At 44.4% G+C, this 15817-nt stretch carries 12 protein-coding genes and 2 rRNA genes; 3 read left to right on the top strand and 11 right to left on the bottom strand.

What is annotated here, in order from left to right; translation table 11 throughout:
• The first annotated feature begins 120 nt into the window (after positions 1 to 120).
• Together pheS and BACPLE_RS08235 are read left to right on the top strand one after the other, a co-directional pair.
• A complete protein-coding gene (gene pheS / locus BACPLE_RS08240) occupies positions 121 to 1140 on the top strand; it encodes a phenylalanine--tRNA ligase subunit alpha (protein WP_007560786.1) in 1020 nt (339 codons plus the stop codon).
• Between the two features lie 111 nt (positions 1141 to 1251).
• Entirely contained in the window at positions 1252 to 2451 is a 1200-nt protein-coding gene (locus tag BACPLE_RS08235) for an MFS transporter (RefSeq protein ID WP_040312722.1), read from the top strand.
• A gap of 6 nt (positions 2452 to 2457) precedes the next feature.
• On the opposite strand, the gene BACPLE_RS08230 is transcribed toward BACPLE_RS08235, so the two are convergent.
• Together BACPLE_RS08230 and BACPLE_RS08225 are read right to left on the bottom strand one after the other, a co-directional pair.
• Entirely contained in the window at positions 2458 to 3597 is a 1140-nt protein-coding gene (locus BACPLE_RS08230) for a hypothetical protein (protein WP_007560779.1), read from the bottom strand.
• Positions 3598 to 3675: 78 nt separating this feature from the next.
• Positions 3676 to 4497, bottom strand: coding sequence for a tetratricopeptide repeat protein (locus BACPLE_RS08225; protein WP_040312721.1), 822 nt, complete (start codon positions 4495 to 4497; stop codon positions 3676 to 3678).
• Between the two features lie 108 nt (positions 4498 to 4605).
• On the opposite strand from BACPLE_RS08225, the gene msrA reads away from it, so the two are divergent.
• Complete coding sequence (gene msrA, locus BACPLE_RS08220) at positions 4606 to 5091, top strand: peptide-methionine (S)-S-oxide reductase MsrA (protein WP_040312719.1); 486 nt, start codon at positions 4606 to 4608, stop codon at positions 5089 to 5091.
• A 61-nt stretch (positions 5092 to 5152) separates the two neighbouring features.
• Here the strand turns inward: msrA and leuB are convergent, their stop codons facing one another.
• The 9 genes from leuB to BACPLE_RS08175 all read right to left on the bottom strand — a co-directional run.
• Positions 5153 to 6214, bottom strand: a complete 1062-nt coding sequence (gene leuB, locus BACPLE_RS08215; protein WP_007560772.1) for a 3-isopropylmalate dehydrogenase — start codon at positions 6212 to 6214, stop codon at positions 5153 to 5155.
• A 12-nt stretch (positions 6215 to 6226) separates the two neighbouring features.
• Entirely contained in the window at positions 6227 to 7759 is a 1533-nt protein-coding gene (locus tag BACPLE_RS08210; protein WP_007560770.1) for an alpha-isopropylmalate synthase regulatory domain-containing protein, read from the bottom strand.
• A gap of 18 nt (positions 7760 to 7777) precedes the next feature.
• The gene (gene leuD, locus BACPLE_RS08205) at positions 7778 to 8374 is read right to left on the bottom strand and encodes a 3-isopropylmalate dehydratase small subunit (RefSeq protein WP_040312887.1); all 597 of its coding nucleotides are present in this window, start codon (positions 8372 to 8374) and stop codon (positions 7778 to 7780) included.
• A gap of 12 nt (positions 8375 to 8386) precedes the next feature.
• Positions 8387 to 9784, bottom strand: coding sequence for a 3-isopropylmalate dehydratase large subunit (gene leuC / locus BACPLE_RS08200; protein ID WP_007560766.1), 1398 nt, complete (start codon positions 9782 to 9784; stop codon positions 8387 to 8389).
• Positions 9785 to 9803: 19 nt separating this feature from the next.
• Positions 9804 to 11300 (bottom strand): 2-isopropylmalate synthase, encoded by a 1497-nt coding sequence (locus tag BACPLE_RS08195; protein ID WP_007560764.1) that lies wholly within the window; start codon positions 11298 to 11300, stop codon positions 9804 to 9806.
• A 310-nt stretch (positions 11301 to 11610) separates the two neighbouring features.
• Entirely contained in the window at positions 11611 to 12783 is a 1173-nt protein-coding gene (gene pncB / locus BACPLE_RS08190) for a nicotinate phosphoribosyltransferase (RefSeq protein WP_007560762.1), read from the bottom strand.
• A 97-nt stretch (positions 12784 to 12880) separates the two neighbouring features.
• Complete coding sequence (locus BACPLE_RS08185; RefSeq protein ID WP_007560760.1) at positions 12881 to 14203, bottom strand: alpha-L-fucosidase; 1323 nt, start codon at positions 14201 to 14203, stop codon at positions 12881 to 12883.
• A 118-nt stretch (positions 14204 to 14321) separates the two neighbouring features.
• Positions 14322 to 14430: ribosomal RNA gene (rrf, locus tag BACPLE_RS08180) — 5S ribosomal RNA — on the bottom strand.
• Between the two features lie 105 nt (positions 14431 to 14535).
• Positions 14536 to 15817: ribosomal RNA gene (locus BACPLE_RS08175) — 23S ribosomal RNA — on the bottom strand; the annotation flags it as partial.

The raw sequence follows: 15817 nt of genomic DNA, 5'->3' as shown, positions 1-15817 counted from the left end.
AAATACCTTTTTTTTCTTATCATTGTTTCAGAAACAAGAGTTTTCTTTTTTGTTGAACGAAAAACTGAATTTTTCAGTTTAAATCCTTACCTTTGCAAACAAAATAATTAAAGAAGAGATATGTTAGCAAAAATAGAACAGTTGCTTCAGGAAGTAAAAGGACTCACAGCGCAGAATCCAGAAGAACTGGAAGCGTTACGAATCAAATACCTGAGCAAAAAAGGTGCCATCAACGCACTGATGGCTGACTTCCGTAATGTACCTGCTGAACAGAAGAAAGAAGTAGGTATGAAATTAAATGAGTTGAAGAACCTTGCACAGGAACGGATTGCAACCTTAAAAGAAGCATTCGACAATCAGGACAACGGAGCTGCCGAACTTGACCTGACCCGTACAGCTTACCCGGTTAATCTTGGAACACGTCATCCGTTGACGATTGTCCGCAATGAAATCATCGATATTTTCAGCCGTATGGGCTTTACTATTGCCGACGGTCCGGAAGTAGAAGATGACTGGCATGTATTCTCTTCCATGAACTTTGCAGAAGACCATCCCGCACGCGACATGCAGGATACATTCTTCATTGAAAGTCACCCTGACATTATTCTTCGTACACACACCTCTTCTGTACAGAGCCGCGTAATGGAAGTGTCACAGCCTCCTATCCGTGTAATCTGTCCGGGACGTGTATATCGTAATGAAGCTATCAGCTACCGTGCACACTGCTTCTTCCATCAGGTAGAAGGTCTGTATATCGACAAGAACGTTTCGTTTACAGACTTAAAACAGGTGTTGCTGCAGTTTGCACAAGAAATGTTCGGCCCGGAAACTAAAATCCGTCTTCGTCCGTCTTACTTCCCGTTCACAGAGCCCAGTGCTGAAATGGATATCAGCTGTGACATTTGTGGTGGCGAAGGCTGTCCGTTCTGTAAATATACCGGATGGGTAGAAATTTTGGGATGCGGTATGGTAGACCCGGCTGTACTGGAAGCAAACGGTATCGACAGTAAAGTCTACACCGGTTATGCATTCGGTATGGGAGTGGAACGTATCACCAACCTGAAATACAAAGTTAAAGACTTGCGTATGTTCTCTGAAAATGACACACGCTTCCTTGAAGAATTTGAATCAGCGAACTGATTTATAGCATCATCATAAGAACACGGATTACACCGGAGGTATCGACTTCCTTAGTGTAATCCGTGTTTATCTATTCAAACCAGCCATCTCCCCTTTTTCTTTCGGCGAAATATGGAAAAAGAAAAACTTGTCACCCCGAGTTTCTGTGCCATCCTGGCTGCCAACTTCCTGCTCTATTTCGGATTTTGGCTTCTTACCCCCATTCTTCCGTTTTACTTGTCGGAAGTATTCCACACTTCACATACCGCTATTGGAGTCATTCTTTCCTGCTATACGATTTCCTCTTTATGTATCCGCCCCTTCTCCGGATATATTCTGGATACATTTGCCCGAAAACCATTATACCTGCTGGCTTATTTCATTTTCACACTGATTTTTGCCGGCTATATGACTGCAACAGCACTGACCTTATTTATTATCTTCCGCATTGTGCACGGATTTTCGTTCGGTATGGTTACGGTAGGAGGAAACACGCTGGTTATCGATATCATGCCGTCTTCCCGACGAGGAGAAGGGTTGGGCTACTATGGACTTACCAACAACATTGCCATGTCAATCGGTCCCATGTTCGGTCTGTTCCTGCACAGTGGAGGAGCTTCTTATACGACTATCTTCTCGTATGCGCTCGGTTCGTGTGTAATCGGATTTATAGCGGCCTGGACCGTTCGTACACCTTATAAGGCTCCAGTGAAGCGTGCTCCTATATCGCTCGACCGCTTCATTCTGCTGAAAGGACTTCCTGCGGGATTCACCCTCCTGCTGCTCTCCATTCCTTATGGAATGACTACCAACTACGTGGCCATGTATGCGCAAGAAATAGGTATTACAGCAGAAACCGGATTCTTCTTTACGCTGATGGCTGTCGGCATGGCAGTGAGCCGCCTATTCAGTGGCCGACTTGTCGACAAAGGATTAGTCACCAAAGTAATTGCGGCAGGATTGTATCTAGTAAGTGGATGTTACTTCGCTCTGACTGCATGCGGATGGCTGGTCAAGTGGAATTTAGAAGTGACTACGGGAATTTTCTTCCTGATTTCACTACTGTTAGGAATAGGATTTGGTACTATGTTTCCAGCTTACAATACCCTGTTTGTAAATTTAGCCCCCAACAGCCAGCGTGGCACAGCCACCAGCACTTACCTGACTTCATGGGATGTAGGCTTGGGAATAGGTATGCTTACAGGAGGATATTTGGCCGAAATTGCTACCTTCAAAATAGCCTACTTGTTCGGAGCCTCACTGACAGTAGTATCACTACTTTATTTTCACCTCAAAGCAGGTCCTCACTTTGAAAAGAACCGATTAAGATAAATCCAATCACTCTTTATACGTAAACACAAAGATATGCGACAAGCGATTGTTTACTTCCGTAAACTGTATAGAAAGAATAAAAGAACGGAATAAATCAGCATGACGAATAAGGAATGGAGGAAGATATGAAACAAACTGTTCAGGTGAAGCTGCCACTTTTTCCATATCAGTCACCATAATATAGGAAGCATCACGCGATAAATTTGACACACACTCATCAAACAGGGTGTGAGAGGGAGAGGCAATCACCTTAGAGATACAAGAGTCTACTCGCTCACGCCCCGATACCACCAGTAAACTGTCTTTATCAGAAACTACAGGAACTGTATTGACAGCCTGCAACATACGGTCCAGACAATCGGCTTGCTCTTCTTTCATCTGCCCACTCAAATAAAAGACTTCGCTGTTCAAATGAATATCATATTCACTCCAACTATGGCAGGACTCTTTTCCTAAGAATGGGACTGAAGGTGTACGCCCATAAATCGTAATAAAGCTAGCCGGCTGAGGGTGATGAATAGAAGTAAAAACCGAATCTTCACGGAGTGAACTATTGTCCTTCACTGCATCAATCACCTGCTCTATCAATTTTTTCTGATAGCTGACTACTACCAAACCATCTGTAGTATACACTGACAGATATTTCGTAGAACTAAGTGGATAAATTTCTATTTTCTTGCCCCGATAAATTTCTTTTTTCGGCACAAAATCAGCTCCATGTTTTCCTTTTACCGCCTCAATAAGCTGATGCTTTCCTTCTTTCCCAATACGGAAATAAGCCACCACATCCATGGCTGTATGGGGATAATGGAAACTGAATACCACATGATTCATTTGATAGGAAAGTCCATGGGCTGCCGCTGAAGAATACCGACTCAAATCGCTCAATATATCATTCATCAAACCAGCACGATGAAGCGTATCCAACTGAGAAGAGTAGGCTGCCTGTGAAAAGCCATGCATAAAATTATCAATGTTATCCGTTTCAAGAATACCCGCACAATCTTTAGGAATAAATTCAAAAACATCTACACGGCTTTCCTTATCGGCCATACTTAAACGGGCAAAACCATAAAAAGCAATCCCGATACAAAAAAGTACCACGGAAAGCACTACTCCCAATTTTATAACCGAACGAATTTGCATCACACGTCACCTATTTTAGGCAAAGATAGCAAAAACTTTTTAAAAAGTACAAACAAAAACGAAAGTTTTTATCAAATACTATTTACATTGTTTCAGTTTTTCAGCCAATTCAGCCCGAGATACTCCCAATTCCAACGCCTTCTCATATGCCTCTCGGGCTTCTGCTTTTCTTTTCTGTTGTAAATAAATATCTCCCTTCATCACATAGCAAGATGCGTCCCGCGAGTCAAGCTTCAAGACTTCATCCAAATCGAACAAAGCAGCCTCAGCCTGTCCGTGTTCCCACTCCATATTGGCACGCATCCGAAGTACGGATACATCACGAGGATAGTCTGAAACCAGCAGATTCATAGCGTCCATCGCTGACTGATGTCGTCCTTCCTTCTCGTCCAACATGATAATCCCGATACGTGCCGTCTTGTTTTTCACATCCTGCTCCAGCACCACATTGTAATCTACACGTGCTTCTTTATATTCGCGACGTTGCATATAAATATAGGCACGAAAAAGACGAGCTTCCAGATTCTTGGGCAAAAGGTCGATTACATTACAATAATCCAGATACGCCTTTTGTATCAAGTCTTTTTCCAGATAGAGAGCAGCCCGGTTCAATAACATGGTGGTGGAATAGGGTATGATATTCAATGCCAGCGTGTAAGATTCAATGGCCTCATCTGTCTTTCCCATACGCTTCTGCACCGTACCTAAATTCGAAAACAGCAGGGCATTCCGGGCATTATCCGGTTCCATTTTCAGTGCCTGCCGGAAAAGACGTTCCGCCTGCACAAGACTGTCCTTTTTCACACAGTCCATTGCCTGCTCTACCACATCATTATATGACTGGGCCTGCAAAGGAAGACTGAGTACCCATACACAAAGAATACACACAATGTATTTCATTTCTTCTTTCGTTTGAATTTGCGACGAAGGTAGTATTTCTTCCTCTAACTCAGGAGGGATTACAATATTTTTTTGTAAGTTTGAACAATCATTAAACAGACGATTATCATGAAAATAGAAAAAGCCATTTTTGCCTGCGGATGCTTCTGGGGAGTACAACACCAGATGGAGAGAGCCAAAGGAGTCGTGGGCAGCACAGTAGGATATACGGGAGGAAAAGAACAGCACCCAACTTATCAGGAAGTAAAAGCACACTCTACGGGACACGCAGAAGCCGTATTAGTGGAATACGATGCGGAGCAGACCACTTACAAGGAATTGTGCAAACTTTTCTTCGAGATACACGACCCGGCACAGACAGACGGACAAGGTCCTGACATAGGTCCGCAGTACCGAAGTGAGATTTTTTATCTGAACGAAGCGCAGAAAGCAGAAGCTGAAGCAATCATCCAGCTGTTAAGAGAAAAAGGCTACGAGGTAAATACCCGCCTTACTCCGGCATCAGAATTCTGGCCGGCTGAAGATTATCACCAGCACTACTATGACAAGACAGGAGGAGAACCCTACTGCCACATCCGAATCAAGAAGTTCTAAACATAAAAAGGGAGGCCTGCCATGAAGCGACCTCCCTTTCTTTTTAATAAGATATTTCGTCTTATACCTTCTTAATATAGTCTACAATCCAGGCACCAACTTCTTTTGTTCCATATTTTGCTCCGCCTTCTACCTGAATTTCCGGAGTGCGTACATTGGCATCCAAAGAAGCATCTACTGCACGACGGATAAGCGCACCTTCTTCCTTACAGTCAAAATATTCAAACAACATGGCTACGGAAAGAATCTGTGCCAGCGGATTGGCAATGTTCAATCCCTTTGCTTGTGGCCATGAACCGTGAATCGGTTCAAACACCGGTGTGCTCTCTCCTGTAGAAGCCGAAGGCAACAAGCCCATTGAACCGCTGATTACTGAACCTTCATCTGTCAAAATATCGCCGAACGTATTTTCTGTAACCATTACATCGAAGAACTTGGGTTCCTGAATCATCTTCATGGCTGCATTATCCACAAACATATAGTCGGTAGTCACTTCCGGGTACTGAGGAGCCATCTCCTGTGCAATCTGACGCCACAAACGAGAAGAAGCCAATACATTGGCTTTATCTACTACGGTCAGGTGTTTACGGCGTTTCATTGCATATTCAAAGCCGACTTTCAAGATACGTTCAATTTCCGGACGAGTATACATGTTCGTATCGTATGCCTTGTCATTATCCTGGTATTTTTCACCGAAATACATACCGCCGGTCAGTTCGCGGATACAGAGAAAATCTGCACCGTCTACCAGTTCGGCTTTCAATGGAGATTTGTGTACCAGACACTTGAAGGTCTGTACTGGACGAATATTGGCAAAAAGTCCGAGTTTCTTACGCATAGCCAGCAATCCCTGTTCCGGACGTACCTTTGCGGTCGGGTCATTATCAAATTTCGGGTCGCCTACTGCAGAGAACAGTACGGCATCGGCATTCTTACAAATCTGGTAAGTTTCTTCAGGAAACGGATCACCCACTTCATCGATGGCATGTGCTCCACAAAGTGCATATTTATAATCTACCTTATGACCAAACTTCTCACAAACGGCTGTCATAACGTCTACTCCCTGAACGGAGATTTCCGGTCCTATTCCGTCGCCGGCTAATACTGCTATTTTAAAATCCATAATTGTATGCTTTTAATTTAAATCTTCTATCATGTTCAACATTTTAATTGTCGCCTTGATGGCTGCCTCTGTCTGGTCGGCATCAAACCCTCTTGTACGGAACTCCTTATCCTCATAATTCCAGGTGATAACGGTCTGCACAAAGGCATCCGTACGACCACCAGGAGGAATGGTCACAGCATAGTTCAGCAACATCGGGAATTTTCTTCCTAAAGTTCCTTTATATATCTTACGCAACGCACGTACAAAAGCATCATACTGTCCGTCACCGCTGGAACTTTCCTGATAGGTCTTCCCGTTAATCTCAATACTAAGCGTGGCCATCGGCTTCAATCCTTTGGCAAGGGTCACAAAGTAACTAAGCAGTCTTACCTTATTTTGTATGCCATCGTGCTTCAATACATCACTGATGATATACGGCAAATCCTCAGGAGTGACCAGTTCTTTGCGGTCGCCTAGTTCAATGATTCGTTCGGTGACTTTTCGCATGGATTCTTCATCCAGTTCCAGTCCCATACTTTCCAGATTCTTGCGGATGTTGGCTTTCCCGGAATTTTTTCCTAAGGCATATTCACGCACACGTCCGAAACGTTCCGGAAGCAGGTCGTTGAAGTAAAGTTTATTCTTATTGTCTCCATCAGCATGTACGCCAGCCACCTGTGTAAACACACTTTCTCCCACAATAGGTTTGTTGGCAGGAATCGTCACACCGGAATAAGATTCCACTACCCGACTGACATCATTCAAGCGACTTTCATCGATGCGCGTAATGGCATGGAAATGATCCTTCAAGATAGCTTGCACACTGGCCAGAGGAGCATTGCCTGCCCGCTCTCCCAACCCGTTGATGGTGGTATGCAGTCCTTTCACCCCACTCAATACAGCTGCCAACACGTTACTTACAGCCAAATCATAGTCATTGTGCGCATGAAAATCAAAGTGAAGGTCAGGATAACGCTTCTTCATTTTACGCATGAATTCGATGACCTGCAAGGGATTGAGAATTCCCAAGGTGTCAGGAAGCATGAAACGACGGATACCGCTGTCGCGCAAACCATCTACCAAACCGAATACATAGTCCGGTGAATCCTTAATACCATTACTCCAGTCTTCCAGATACAAATTGACTTCAAGCCCTCTTTCGTGCGCATAGTCTACCGTATTCCGTATGTCGGCCAGATGTTCCTCCAAAGTCTTCTTCAGCTGATAGCGGCAATGCTTTTCAGATCCCTTCGAAAGCAGGTTGATTACCTGTCCTCCTGCATCATGAATCCAGTCGACCGACATCTTTCCGTCAACGAATCCCAGGACTTCTACCCGCTGCAGTAAACCTCTGCGTGCAGCCCAGTCACAAATCATTTTTACTGCATTGAATTCACCATCCGACACGCGGGCTGAAGCAACTTCGATTCGGTCTACCTTCAAATCCTCCAGCAACAAACGGGCTATCATCAACTTCTCGTGAGGGACAAACGATACGCCACTGGTCTGTTCCCCGTCGCGTAACGTAGTGTCCATTATCTCTATTCTCGGATGATTATTCATAATCACTCTTTTTTACGGTCAGTTGCGTGCCTTTTCAAAAGCCTCTATCTTATCTTTATTCTCTACCAAGAAGTCTATGTCATCCAGTCCGTTCATCAGACAATGCTTCTTATAGGCATTGATTTCGAATGTTTCAGACTTTCCAGTTGCCTTGTTGGTAATGGTCTGTGCCGGTAAGTTCACTTCTACTTCCATCTGAGGGTCGGCTTCAATCGAAGCAAACAGCTCTTTCAAGAACTCTTCGCTCACCACCACCGGCAAAACAAAGTTATTCAGTTCATTGTTCTTATGAATATCGGCAAAGAAGCTTGAAACTACCACCCGAAAACCATATCCGGCAATAGCCCATGCAGCATGTTCACGGCTGGAACCGCTACCAAAGTTCTTTCCAGCCACTAAAATCTGACCGCTGTATTTAGGATTGTTCAGCACAAAATCCTTGTTCAACGAACCATCCGGATGATAACGCCAATCGCGAAACAAATTGTCTCCGAAGAATTTTTCATCGCGTGTAGTTGCTTTCAGAAAGCGTGCCGGGATAATCTGGTCAGTATCCACATTTTCCAATGGCAAAGGGATACAAGTACTTGTTATGATATTGAATTTCTGTTTCATGACACTCATTTTTTACATTAACGTTCTTGGATCTGTTATCACACCGGTTACGGCAGCCGCAGCAGCAGTCAACGGACTTGCCAGCAAGGTACGTGAACCCGGTCCCTGGCGTCCTTCAAAATTTCTATTACTTGTAGATACTGAATATTTTCCGGCAGGAATCTTGTCGTCGTTCATAGCCAGACAAGCGGAACATCCCGGCTGACGGATTTCAAATCCAGCTTCCTCCAACACTTTGTCAAGTCCTTCCTGACGAATCTGCTCGTCTACCATCCAAGAACCCGGAACCAGCCATGCAGTGATATTATCGGCTTTCTTTCTTCCCTTCACGATAGAAGCAAACGCACGGAAGTCCTCAATACGTCCGTTAGTACAAGCTCCCAAGAACACATAATCTACTTTTTTGCCCAGCAAACTTTCCCCCGGCTGGAATCCCATGTATTGCATGGATTTTTCGAAAGAACCTTTTTCTACTTCGCTCATGCCTTCCGTAGTAGGAATATGCGATGTAACAGCCATGCCCATGCCCGGATTGGTTCCATAAGTAATCATCGGCTGAATATCTGCAGCGTCATAACGTACTTCCTTATCAAATACCGCATCGTCGTCGCTCTTCAATGTTTTCCAGTAAGCCAGAGCCTTGTCCCACTCTTCACCTTTGGGAGCATATTCACGTCCTTTAATATATTCAAAAGTCACTTCATCCGGAGCAATCATACCTCCACGAGCTCCCATTTCAATCGACAAGTTACACAATGTGAGACGGCCTTCCATTGTCAGACTGCGAATGGCTTCACCCGCATATTCCACAAAATATCCGGTTGCACCGCTCGTAGTCATTTTCGACATCATATACAATGCTACGTCCTTTGCCGTAACACCCTTACCCAGCTTACCGTCAATCGTGATACGCATGGTCTTAGGACGTGCCTGAAGGATACACTGTGAAGCCATTACCATTTCCACCTCACTGGTACCAATACCAAAAGCTACTGCTCCCATCGCTCCATGAGTAGAAGTATGTGAGTCACCACACACAATCGTCATGCCCGGCAGCGTCAGTCCTCGTTCCGGACCTACCACATGGATAATACCGTTTTTCTTGTTCATCATTCCGAAATGCGTCAACCCGAAATCAGCTGCATTCTTTGCCAGCGCATCTACCTGTGCCTTAGATACCGGGTCTTCGATAGGTTTGTCCTGGTCATGAGTCGGCGTATTGTGGTCCGGCATACAATAGATACGTTCCGGACGGAAGCACTTCAATCCACGGGCACGCATTCCGGCAAAAGCCTGCGGACTGGTTACCTCATGACAGTACAGACGGTCGATATACAACTGGGTAGGTCCGTCTTCCACCTTCTGCACGATGTGTGCATCCCATATTTTGTCGAATAATGTATTAGCCATACGTTTCTCGTTTAATTTATTATTTTCTGAATTTATTGATACAATCGATATATGCTTCTACTGATGCGGCGATGATGTCGGTATTGGCGCCAAAACCATAATACATCTGGCCGTCGTATTCCACCTGCATGTGTACTTTACCCACATCGTCACTACCCTTGCTGATGGCCTGAATGGTAAACTCTTTCAAAGTCATCTGGCGCTTGATAATCTGTTTCACAGCCTTGATAGCAGCATCCACCGGTCCGTTACCTGTAGCAGCTGCTTCAAAATGTTCTCCGCTGATGTTCAGTCCAAGACTGGCTACCGAACGAACACCTACCCCACTTGTCACTTGCAAGTATTCCAGTTTGATATGGTGATTCACATTGCGGTCAGCTCCTGCCAATACCAAGATGTCATCGTCTGTAATATCCTTCTTCTTGTCAGCCAGTTTCAAGAAATCTTCATATACCTTATCCAGTTTTTCCTGAGTCATTTCCACTCCCAGCACATGTAAACGATGCTTCAAGGCAGCACGTCCGCTACGTGCAGTCAGCACAATGGCATTATCATCGATACCCACATCCTTAGGGTCAATGATTTCGTAAGTCTGCACATTTTTCAGCACACCGTCCTGATGGATACCCGAAGAATGCGCAAAGGCATTACGTCCCACGATAGCTTTGTTAGGCTGTACCGGCATGTTCATCAAGCTGGACACCATACGGCTGGTAGGATAGATTTTCTGTGTATTGATGTTGGTATCAATCTGAATGTCATGGTGGCAGCGTAAAATCATGGCTACTTCTTCCAACGAGGTATTTCCGGCACGTTCACCAATACCGTTAATGGTTACTTCCACCTGTCGGGCACCGTTCAGCACTCCGCTGATGGTATTGGCTGTAGCCATGCCCAAGTCGTTATGACAGTGAGTAGAGATAATTGCTTTGTCTATTCCGTCGACATGCTCCATCAGGTACTTGATTTTTGCACCATATTCATCAGGCAAACAATAGCCTGTGGTATCCGGAATATTTACTACCGTAGCTCCAGCCTTGATTACTGCTTCTACTACGCGTGCCAGATATTCATTGTCCGTACGTCCGGCATCTTCTGCGTAAAATTCCACGTCATCTACGTAACGTCTTGCATATTTCACGGCAGCTACTGCACGTTCAATAATTTCTTCACGGGTTGAATTGAATTTATATTTGATATGCGAATCAGAAGTACCGATTCCCGTATGAATACGTTTATGCTTGGCATATTGTAAAGCTTCTGCCGCCACGTCAATATCTTTCTGTACGGCACGAGTCAGCGCACAGATAGTCGGCCAAGTCACCGCTTTCGAAATTTCAATCACGGAATTAAAATCACCCGGACTTGAAATCGGAAAACCGGCTTCAATTACATCCACACCTAATGCTTCCAACTGCTTTGCTACCTGAATTTTTTCTACAGTGTTCAACTGACATCCCGGTACCTGCTCCCCGTCGCGAAGAGTCGTATCAAAAATAAATAATCTGTCACTCATAATATTATCTTTTTATTTCTTGTTATCTCAAAAAAAAGCCTTTCGCACAAGGAAGTGAGAAAGGCTTGATATAATTTCATTTTTACTATCAGTATGCGCACGACTCACTTCCCACTGGGCTTTCCAGCAGATTAATCAGACCGCATAGCAAAATATGTAAAAACAAGTTATTCATAATCGTTCGTTTTATCTATTTCATTTTAGATGCTGCAAAGGTATACAATATTTTGAAATAAGAAAATAAAAAGAAAGTTTTTTCACTATTTAAACAACAAATTCACACAAACAAAAGCAACAGACTATAAATCTATCATTCTGTAAGCAAACGTAGCTCATGCAGACAGGCTTCTACCTCTGTCATGCTTCCCATATGCTTGCCCATATCGTCCGAAAGCTTGACACATTCACGCCATTCCTGACTCTGACTCATCTTGCAGCGTGATAATTTCATCACAATGTTAGATGGCTGATAACCTGTGTCGTTCGTCAAGTTGGTACCGATACCAAAGGAACAGCGGATTTTTCCCTGGCAATACTGATAAATCTTCAGTGCCTTCTCGAAATCCAAGGCATTACTGAAGATAATCGTTTTGGTAGTCGGGTCTATTCCTAATTCCTTATATCGGGCGATCAACCGCTCTATAAATTCGTATTCATCGCCGGAATCACAACGTACACCGTCAAACAACTTTGCCTGCTTCCGGCTAAAATTGCTGAGGAATGAATCAGATGTATAAGTATCCGACAAGGCTGTTCCCAAATCACCATCGTACACGTTTACCCAGTTCTCCAATGCCATATAGTTGGCATGCTTGTAACCAAACTGAGCCCCATGAAACATAAACCATTCATGAGGATGGGTACCCATAGGACGCATATCATATTTCATAGCCAAGTGACAGTTGGATGTACCGGTACAATACTGTGCATGTTCCTTCAGATATTCCACCACCAGTTTCTGCACGTCAAAAGAGAAGCGTCGACGTGTACCAAACTCTGAGAAAGGCATCTGGTGTGCATTCGACATATTCACCTTTTCAGCCAGTTTTGCCAATATTGCCTGCTTGTCAGGAATACGATTCAAGAATTGATTTTTTATTTCAGAAACAATGGCCAGTAGCGGCACTTCATAAAGAGTCACCTTATACAGATAATCAGTCACCGTCATTTGCAAATGATGCTGGTCGTCCAACCATACTTCTATTTTATTCGGATCAAACCGGAAGGAAGAAAGCCACTCCCAATACACACTGGGCAGAAAGCGACAATGTGTCGTCATGTATTCCTGCTCTTCCGATGTCAGCTTCACCATTTCCAGATTATGGATTTCGTTTTTCAAAGCTTCCAGAAATCCTTCCGTATATTCAGTCTCATCCCTATCTTTAAAAGTAAAGGTTCCAATGGCATAAGGGAATAACTTTATATAAGCGTATGAAGTAGTAAACTTATATAAGTCTGTATCCAAAATTGTTTTTATCACCATGATATTTAATTTTTCTTGTGGTAAATATAAACAAGAAAAAGGATTGTCACAACTATTGAAGTGTCAGACAATCCTTTTTTCTTATTTTAAATTCAAATTATTTCAGTTTTAAGACCACAATACAGTCTACAGAAGGTTTCAGATTTTCTGTATGCAATACGATTCCACCTTGAATTTTCTCCCATTTTACTTTTTCATCGGTACCGAACAAAGTAGAAGAAATGACTTTTTCCGTCACTGGCAAAGTCACAAACTGAGGCATGTGGTCCGCTAGTAAATGTACATAAAGCATATTATCCTTACGGGTAGTAGTCCCCCACGAAGCACTCATCACATTTCCTGCAGTAGTGCCATAAATGGTTTCCCCATATTTCGACATCCAGTCTCCTACTCCCCTCAAACGTTCTACAGCTACAGCCGGAAGTTCACCATTAGGCTGAGGGCCGATATTCATCAGCAGATTAGCTCCTTTACCTGCCGCACGTACCAGCAGACGAACTAAATCAGTAACCGACTTATAATTCTGGTCTTTTATTTTGTACCCCCACATGCCATTCATCGTTTCGCAAGTTTCCAACGGAAGAGCACTCACTGACTGCCCAGACAACCCAGCTTTATTCTCACCGGGAAGGTCACGTTCAAACATCTGAAAGTCTTCACCTGGGTAAGGTGTTTTATGATGATTGTTTCCAATCAGACATGCAGGCTGTAATTTGTGAATCAGTTCATACTGTTCCTCTAACTTCCAGTCAAACCCATCGGGCTGGTCCCACATCCCATCAAACCAAATAGCACCAATCGGACCATAGTTAGTCAGCAATTCCGTAAGCTGATGATTCATGAACTGATAATAAGTTGCCCATTCCCCATGTGAAGTACGTCCAGTTCCATGCCCCGTATTTCCCAACGGATAATAATCTTCACGTGTCCAGTCCAGATGCGAATAATATAAATGCAATCTTATTCCCTGCTTGCGGCACTCTTCGGCCAGCTCCTTTATCACATCCCGCTTAAAAGGAGTCGCATCCACGATGTCATAGTCTGAATATTTCGTATCAAACATAGAGAATCCATCATGATGGCGGGAAGTAATGCAGATATATTTGGCTCCGGAAGCTTTGATTGCAGCTACCCACTCCTGCGCATTAAAACGTGAAGGATAAAATCCTGATGCAGCTTTCGCATACTCATGGCAATCAATGTTAGCGGTATTCATATACCATTCTCCTTGGCCAAACATGCTATAGATTCCCCAATGCAGAAATATACCAAACTTACCATCTTGAAATTCTTTTCGGGCTTGCAGATTCTCTGGAGTTGGTGTATAGTCAGCTCCCTCTGCCTGTGCCGACAATGAAGATATTCCCAATAATCCCCCTAGAAAAACCGTTTTCCAACGGTGTAAGATGCGTGTTCTCATACTTATTCGATAATTTAAAAACAATATAATCAGATTTAATCAGTTACAAAGATACAATAAAATCTGAGTTACGGATACAAAAAAGCCCCGAAGCGTTTCCGCTTCAGGGCTTCCGTTAAGACGGCGACTACCTACTCTCCCACTTGCGCAGTACCATCGGCGTGACGAAGCTTAACTTCTCTGTTCGGAATGGGAAGAGGTGGAACCTTCGTGCAATAGTCACCTGAATATCTTTATATATTCATGACTCACAAGCAAGCAATTTCAGCACTTCATTCATGCTAAACGTATATATCATCCTTCCGATGACTTTTCCATCCGCTCCGCGCGGATAAGGAAAGCTGACGGGCAATTAGTAATGCTCGGCTTTGCTGTCTCCAGCTTTACACCTGCATCCTATCAACGTTGTCGTCTTCAACGACCCTGAGAAATCTAATCTTGTGGCCGGCTTCGCACTTAGATGCTTTCAGCGCTTATCCGATCCCGACTTAGATACCCGGCGATGCGCCTGGCGGCACAACCGGTAAACCAGAGGTCGGTCCAACACGGTCCTCTCGTACTAGTGTCAGAGCCACGCAAATTTCATACGCCCACGATAGATAGAGACCGAACTGTCTCACGACGTTCTGAACCCAGCTCGCGTGCCACTTTAATGGGCGAACAGCCCAACCCTTGGGACCTTCTCCAGCCCCAGGATGTGACGAGCCGACATCGAGGTGCCAAACCACTCCGTCGATATGAGCTCTTGGGAGGGATCAGCCTGTTATCCCCGGAGTACCTTTTATCCTTTGAGCGATGTCCCTTCCATACGGAAACACCGGATCACTATGCTCTAGTTTCCTACCTGCTCGACTTGTCTGTCTCCCAGTCAAGCGCCCTTATGCCATTACACTCTGCGGACGGTTACCGATCGTCCTGAGGGCACCTTTAGAAGCCTCCGTTACGCTTTTGGAGGCGACCACCCCAGTCAAACTACCCACCAAGCAATGTCCTTCAACCCGAAGTTAGAACTCAAACAAACGAAGGGTCGTATTTCAACAGCGGCTCCACAAACACTGGCGTGCCTGCTTCAAAGCCTCCGACCTATCCTACACATCGCGTGCCCAAATTCAATGCTAAGCTATAGTAAAGGTTCACGGGGTCTTTTCGTCCCATCGCGGGTAATCGGCATCTTCACCGATACTACAATTTCACTGAGCTCACGGTTGAGACAGCGTCCGGATCATTACACCATTCGTGCAGGTCGGAACTTACCCGACAAGGAATTTCGCTACCTTAGGACCGTTATAGTTACGGCCGCCGTTTACTGGGGCTTCAATTCAATGCTTCTCTTGCGATGACATCTCCTCTTAACCTTCCAGCACCGGGCAGGTGTCAGGCTGTATACGTCTACTTTCATATTAGCACAGCCCTGTGTTTTTGTTAAACAGTTGCCTGGACCTATTCTCTGCGCCCTCCCATTTCTGGGTAGGGACCCTTTATCCCGAAGTTACAGGGTCAGTTTGCCTAGTTCCTTAACCGTGATTCACTCAAGCGCCTTAGTATATTCAACCCGACTACGTGTGTCCGTTTGCGGTACGGGTACCTCTGAAGTTATGTTTAGCGGATTTTCTC

Origin of the sequence: Phocaeicola plebeius DSM 17135, from assembly GCF_000187895.1 — a bacterium.
GTDB lineage: Bacteria > Bacteroidota > Bacteroidia > Bacteroidales > Bacteroidaceae > Phocaeicola > Phocaeicola plebeius.
The sequence above is the reverse complement of the archived record's forward strand: the minus strand, read 5'-3'. Positions and strand labels throughout refer to the sequence as shown.

Bases quoted from the DNA above. Each gene is read 5' to 3' on its own strand.
- pheS (WP_007560786.1), top strand. From the start codon at position 121: ATGTTAGCAAAAATAGAACAGTTGCTTCAGGAAGTAAAAGGACTCACA.
- BACPLE_RS08235 (WP_040312722.1), top strand. From the start codon at position 1,252: ATGGAAAAAGAAAAACTTGTCACCCCGAGTTTCTGTGCCATCCTGGCT.
- BACPLE_RS08230 (WP_007560779.1), bottom strand. From the start codon at position 3,597: ATGCAAATTCGTTCGGTTATAAAATTGGGAGTAGTGCTTTCCGTGGTA.
- BACPLE_RS08225 (WP_040312721.1), bottom strand. From the start codon at position 4,497: ATGAAATACATTGTGTGTATTCTTTGTGTATGGGTACTCAGTCTTCCT.
- msrA (WP_040312719.1), top strand. From the start codon at position 4,606: ATGAAAATAGAAAAAGCCATTTTTGCCTGCGGATGCTTCTGGGGAGTA.
- leuB (WP_007560772.1), bottom strand. From the start codon at position 6,214: ATGGATTTTAAAATAGCAGTATTAGCCGGCGACGGAATAGGACCGGAA.
- BACPLE_RS08210 (WP_007560770.1), bottom strand. From the start codon at position 7,759: ATGAATAATCATCCGAGAATAGAGATAATGGACACTACGTTACGCGAC.
- leuD (WP_040312887.1), bottom strand. From the start codon at position 8,374: ATGAAACAGAAATTCAATATCATAACAAGTACTTGTATCCCTTTGCCA.
- leuC (WP_007560766.1), bottom strand. From the start codon at position 9,784: ATGGCTAATACATTATTCGACAAAATATGGGATGCACACATCGTGCAG.
- BACPLE_RS08195 (WP_007560764.1), bottom strand. From the start codon at position 11,300: ATGAGTGACAGATTATTTATTTTTGATACGACTCTTCGCGACGGGGAG.
- pncB (WP_007560762.1), bottom strand. From the start codon at position 12,783: ATGGTGATAAAAACAATTTTGGATACAGACTTATATAAGTTTACTACT.
- BACPLE_RS08185 (WP_007560760.1), bottom strand. From the start codon at position 14,203: ATGAGAACACGCATCTTACACCGTTGGAAAACGGTTTTTCTAGGGGGA.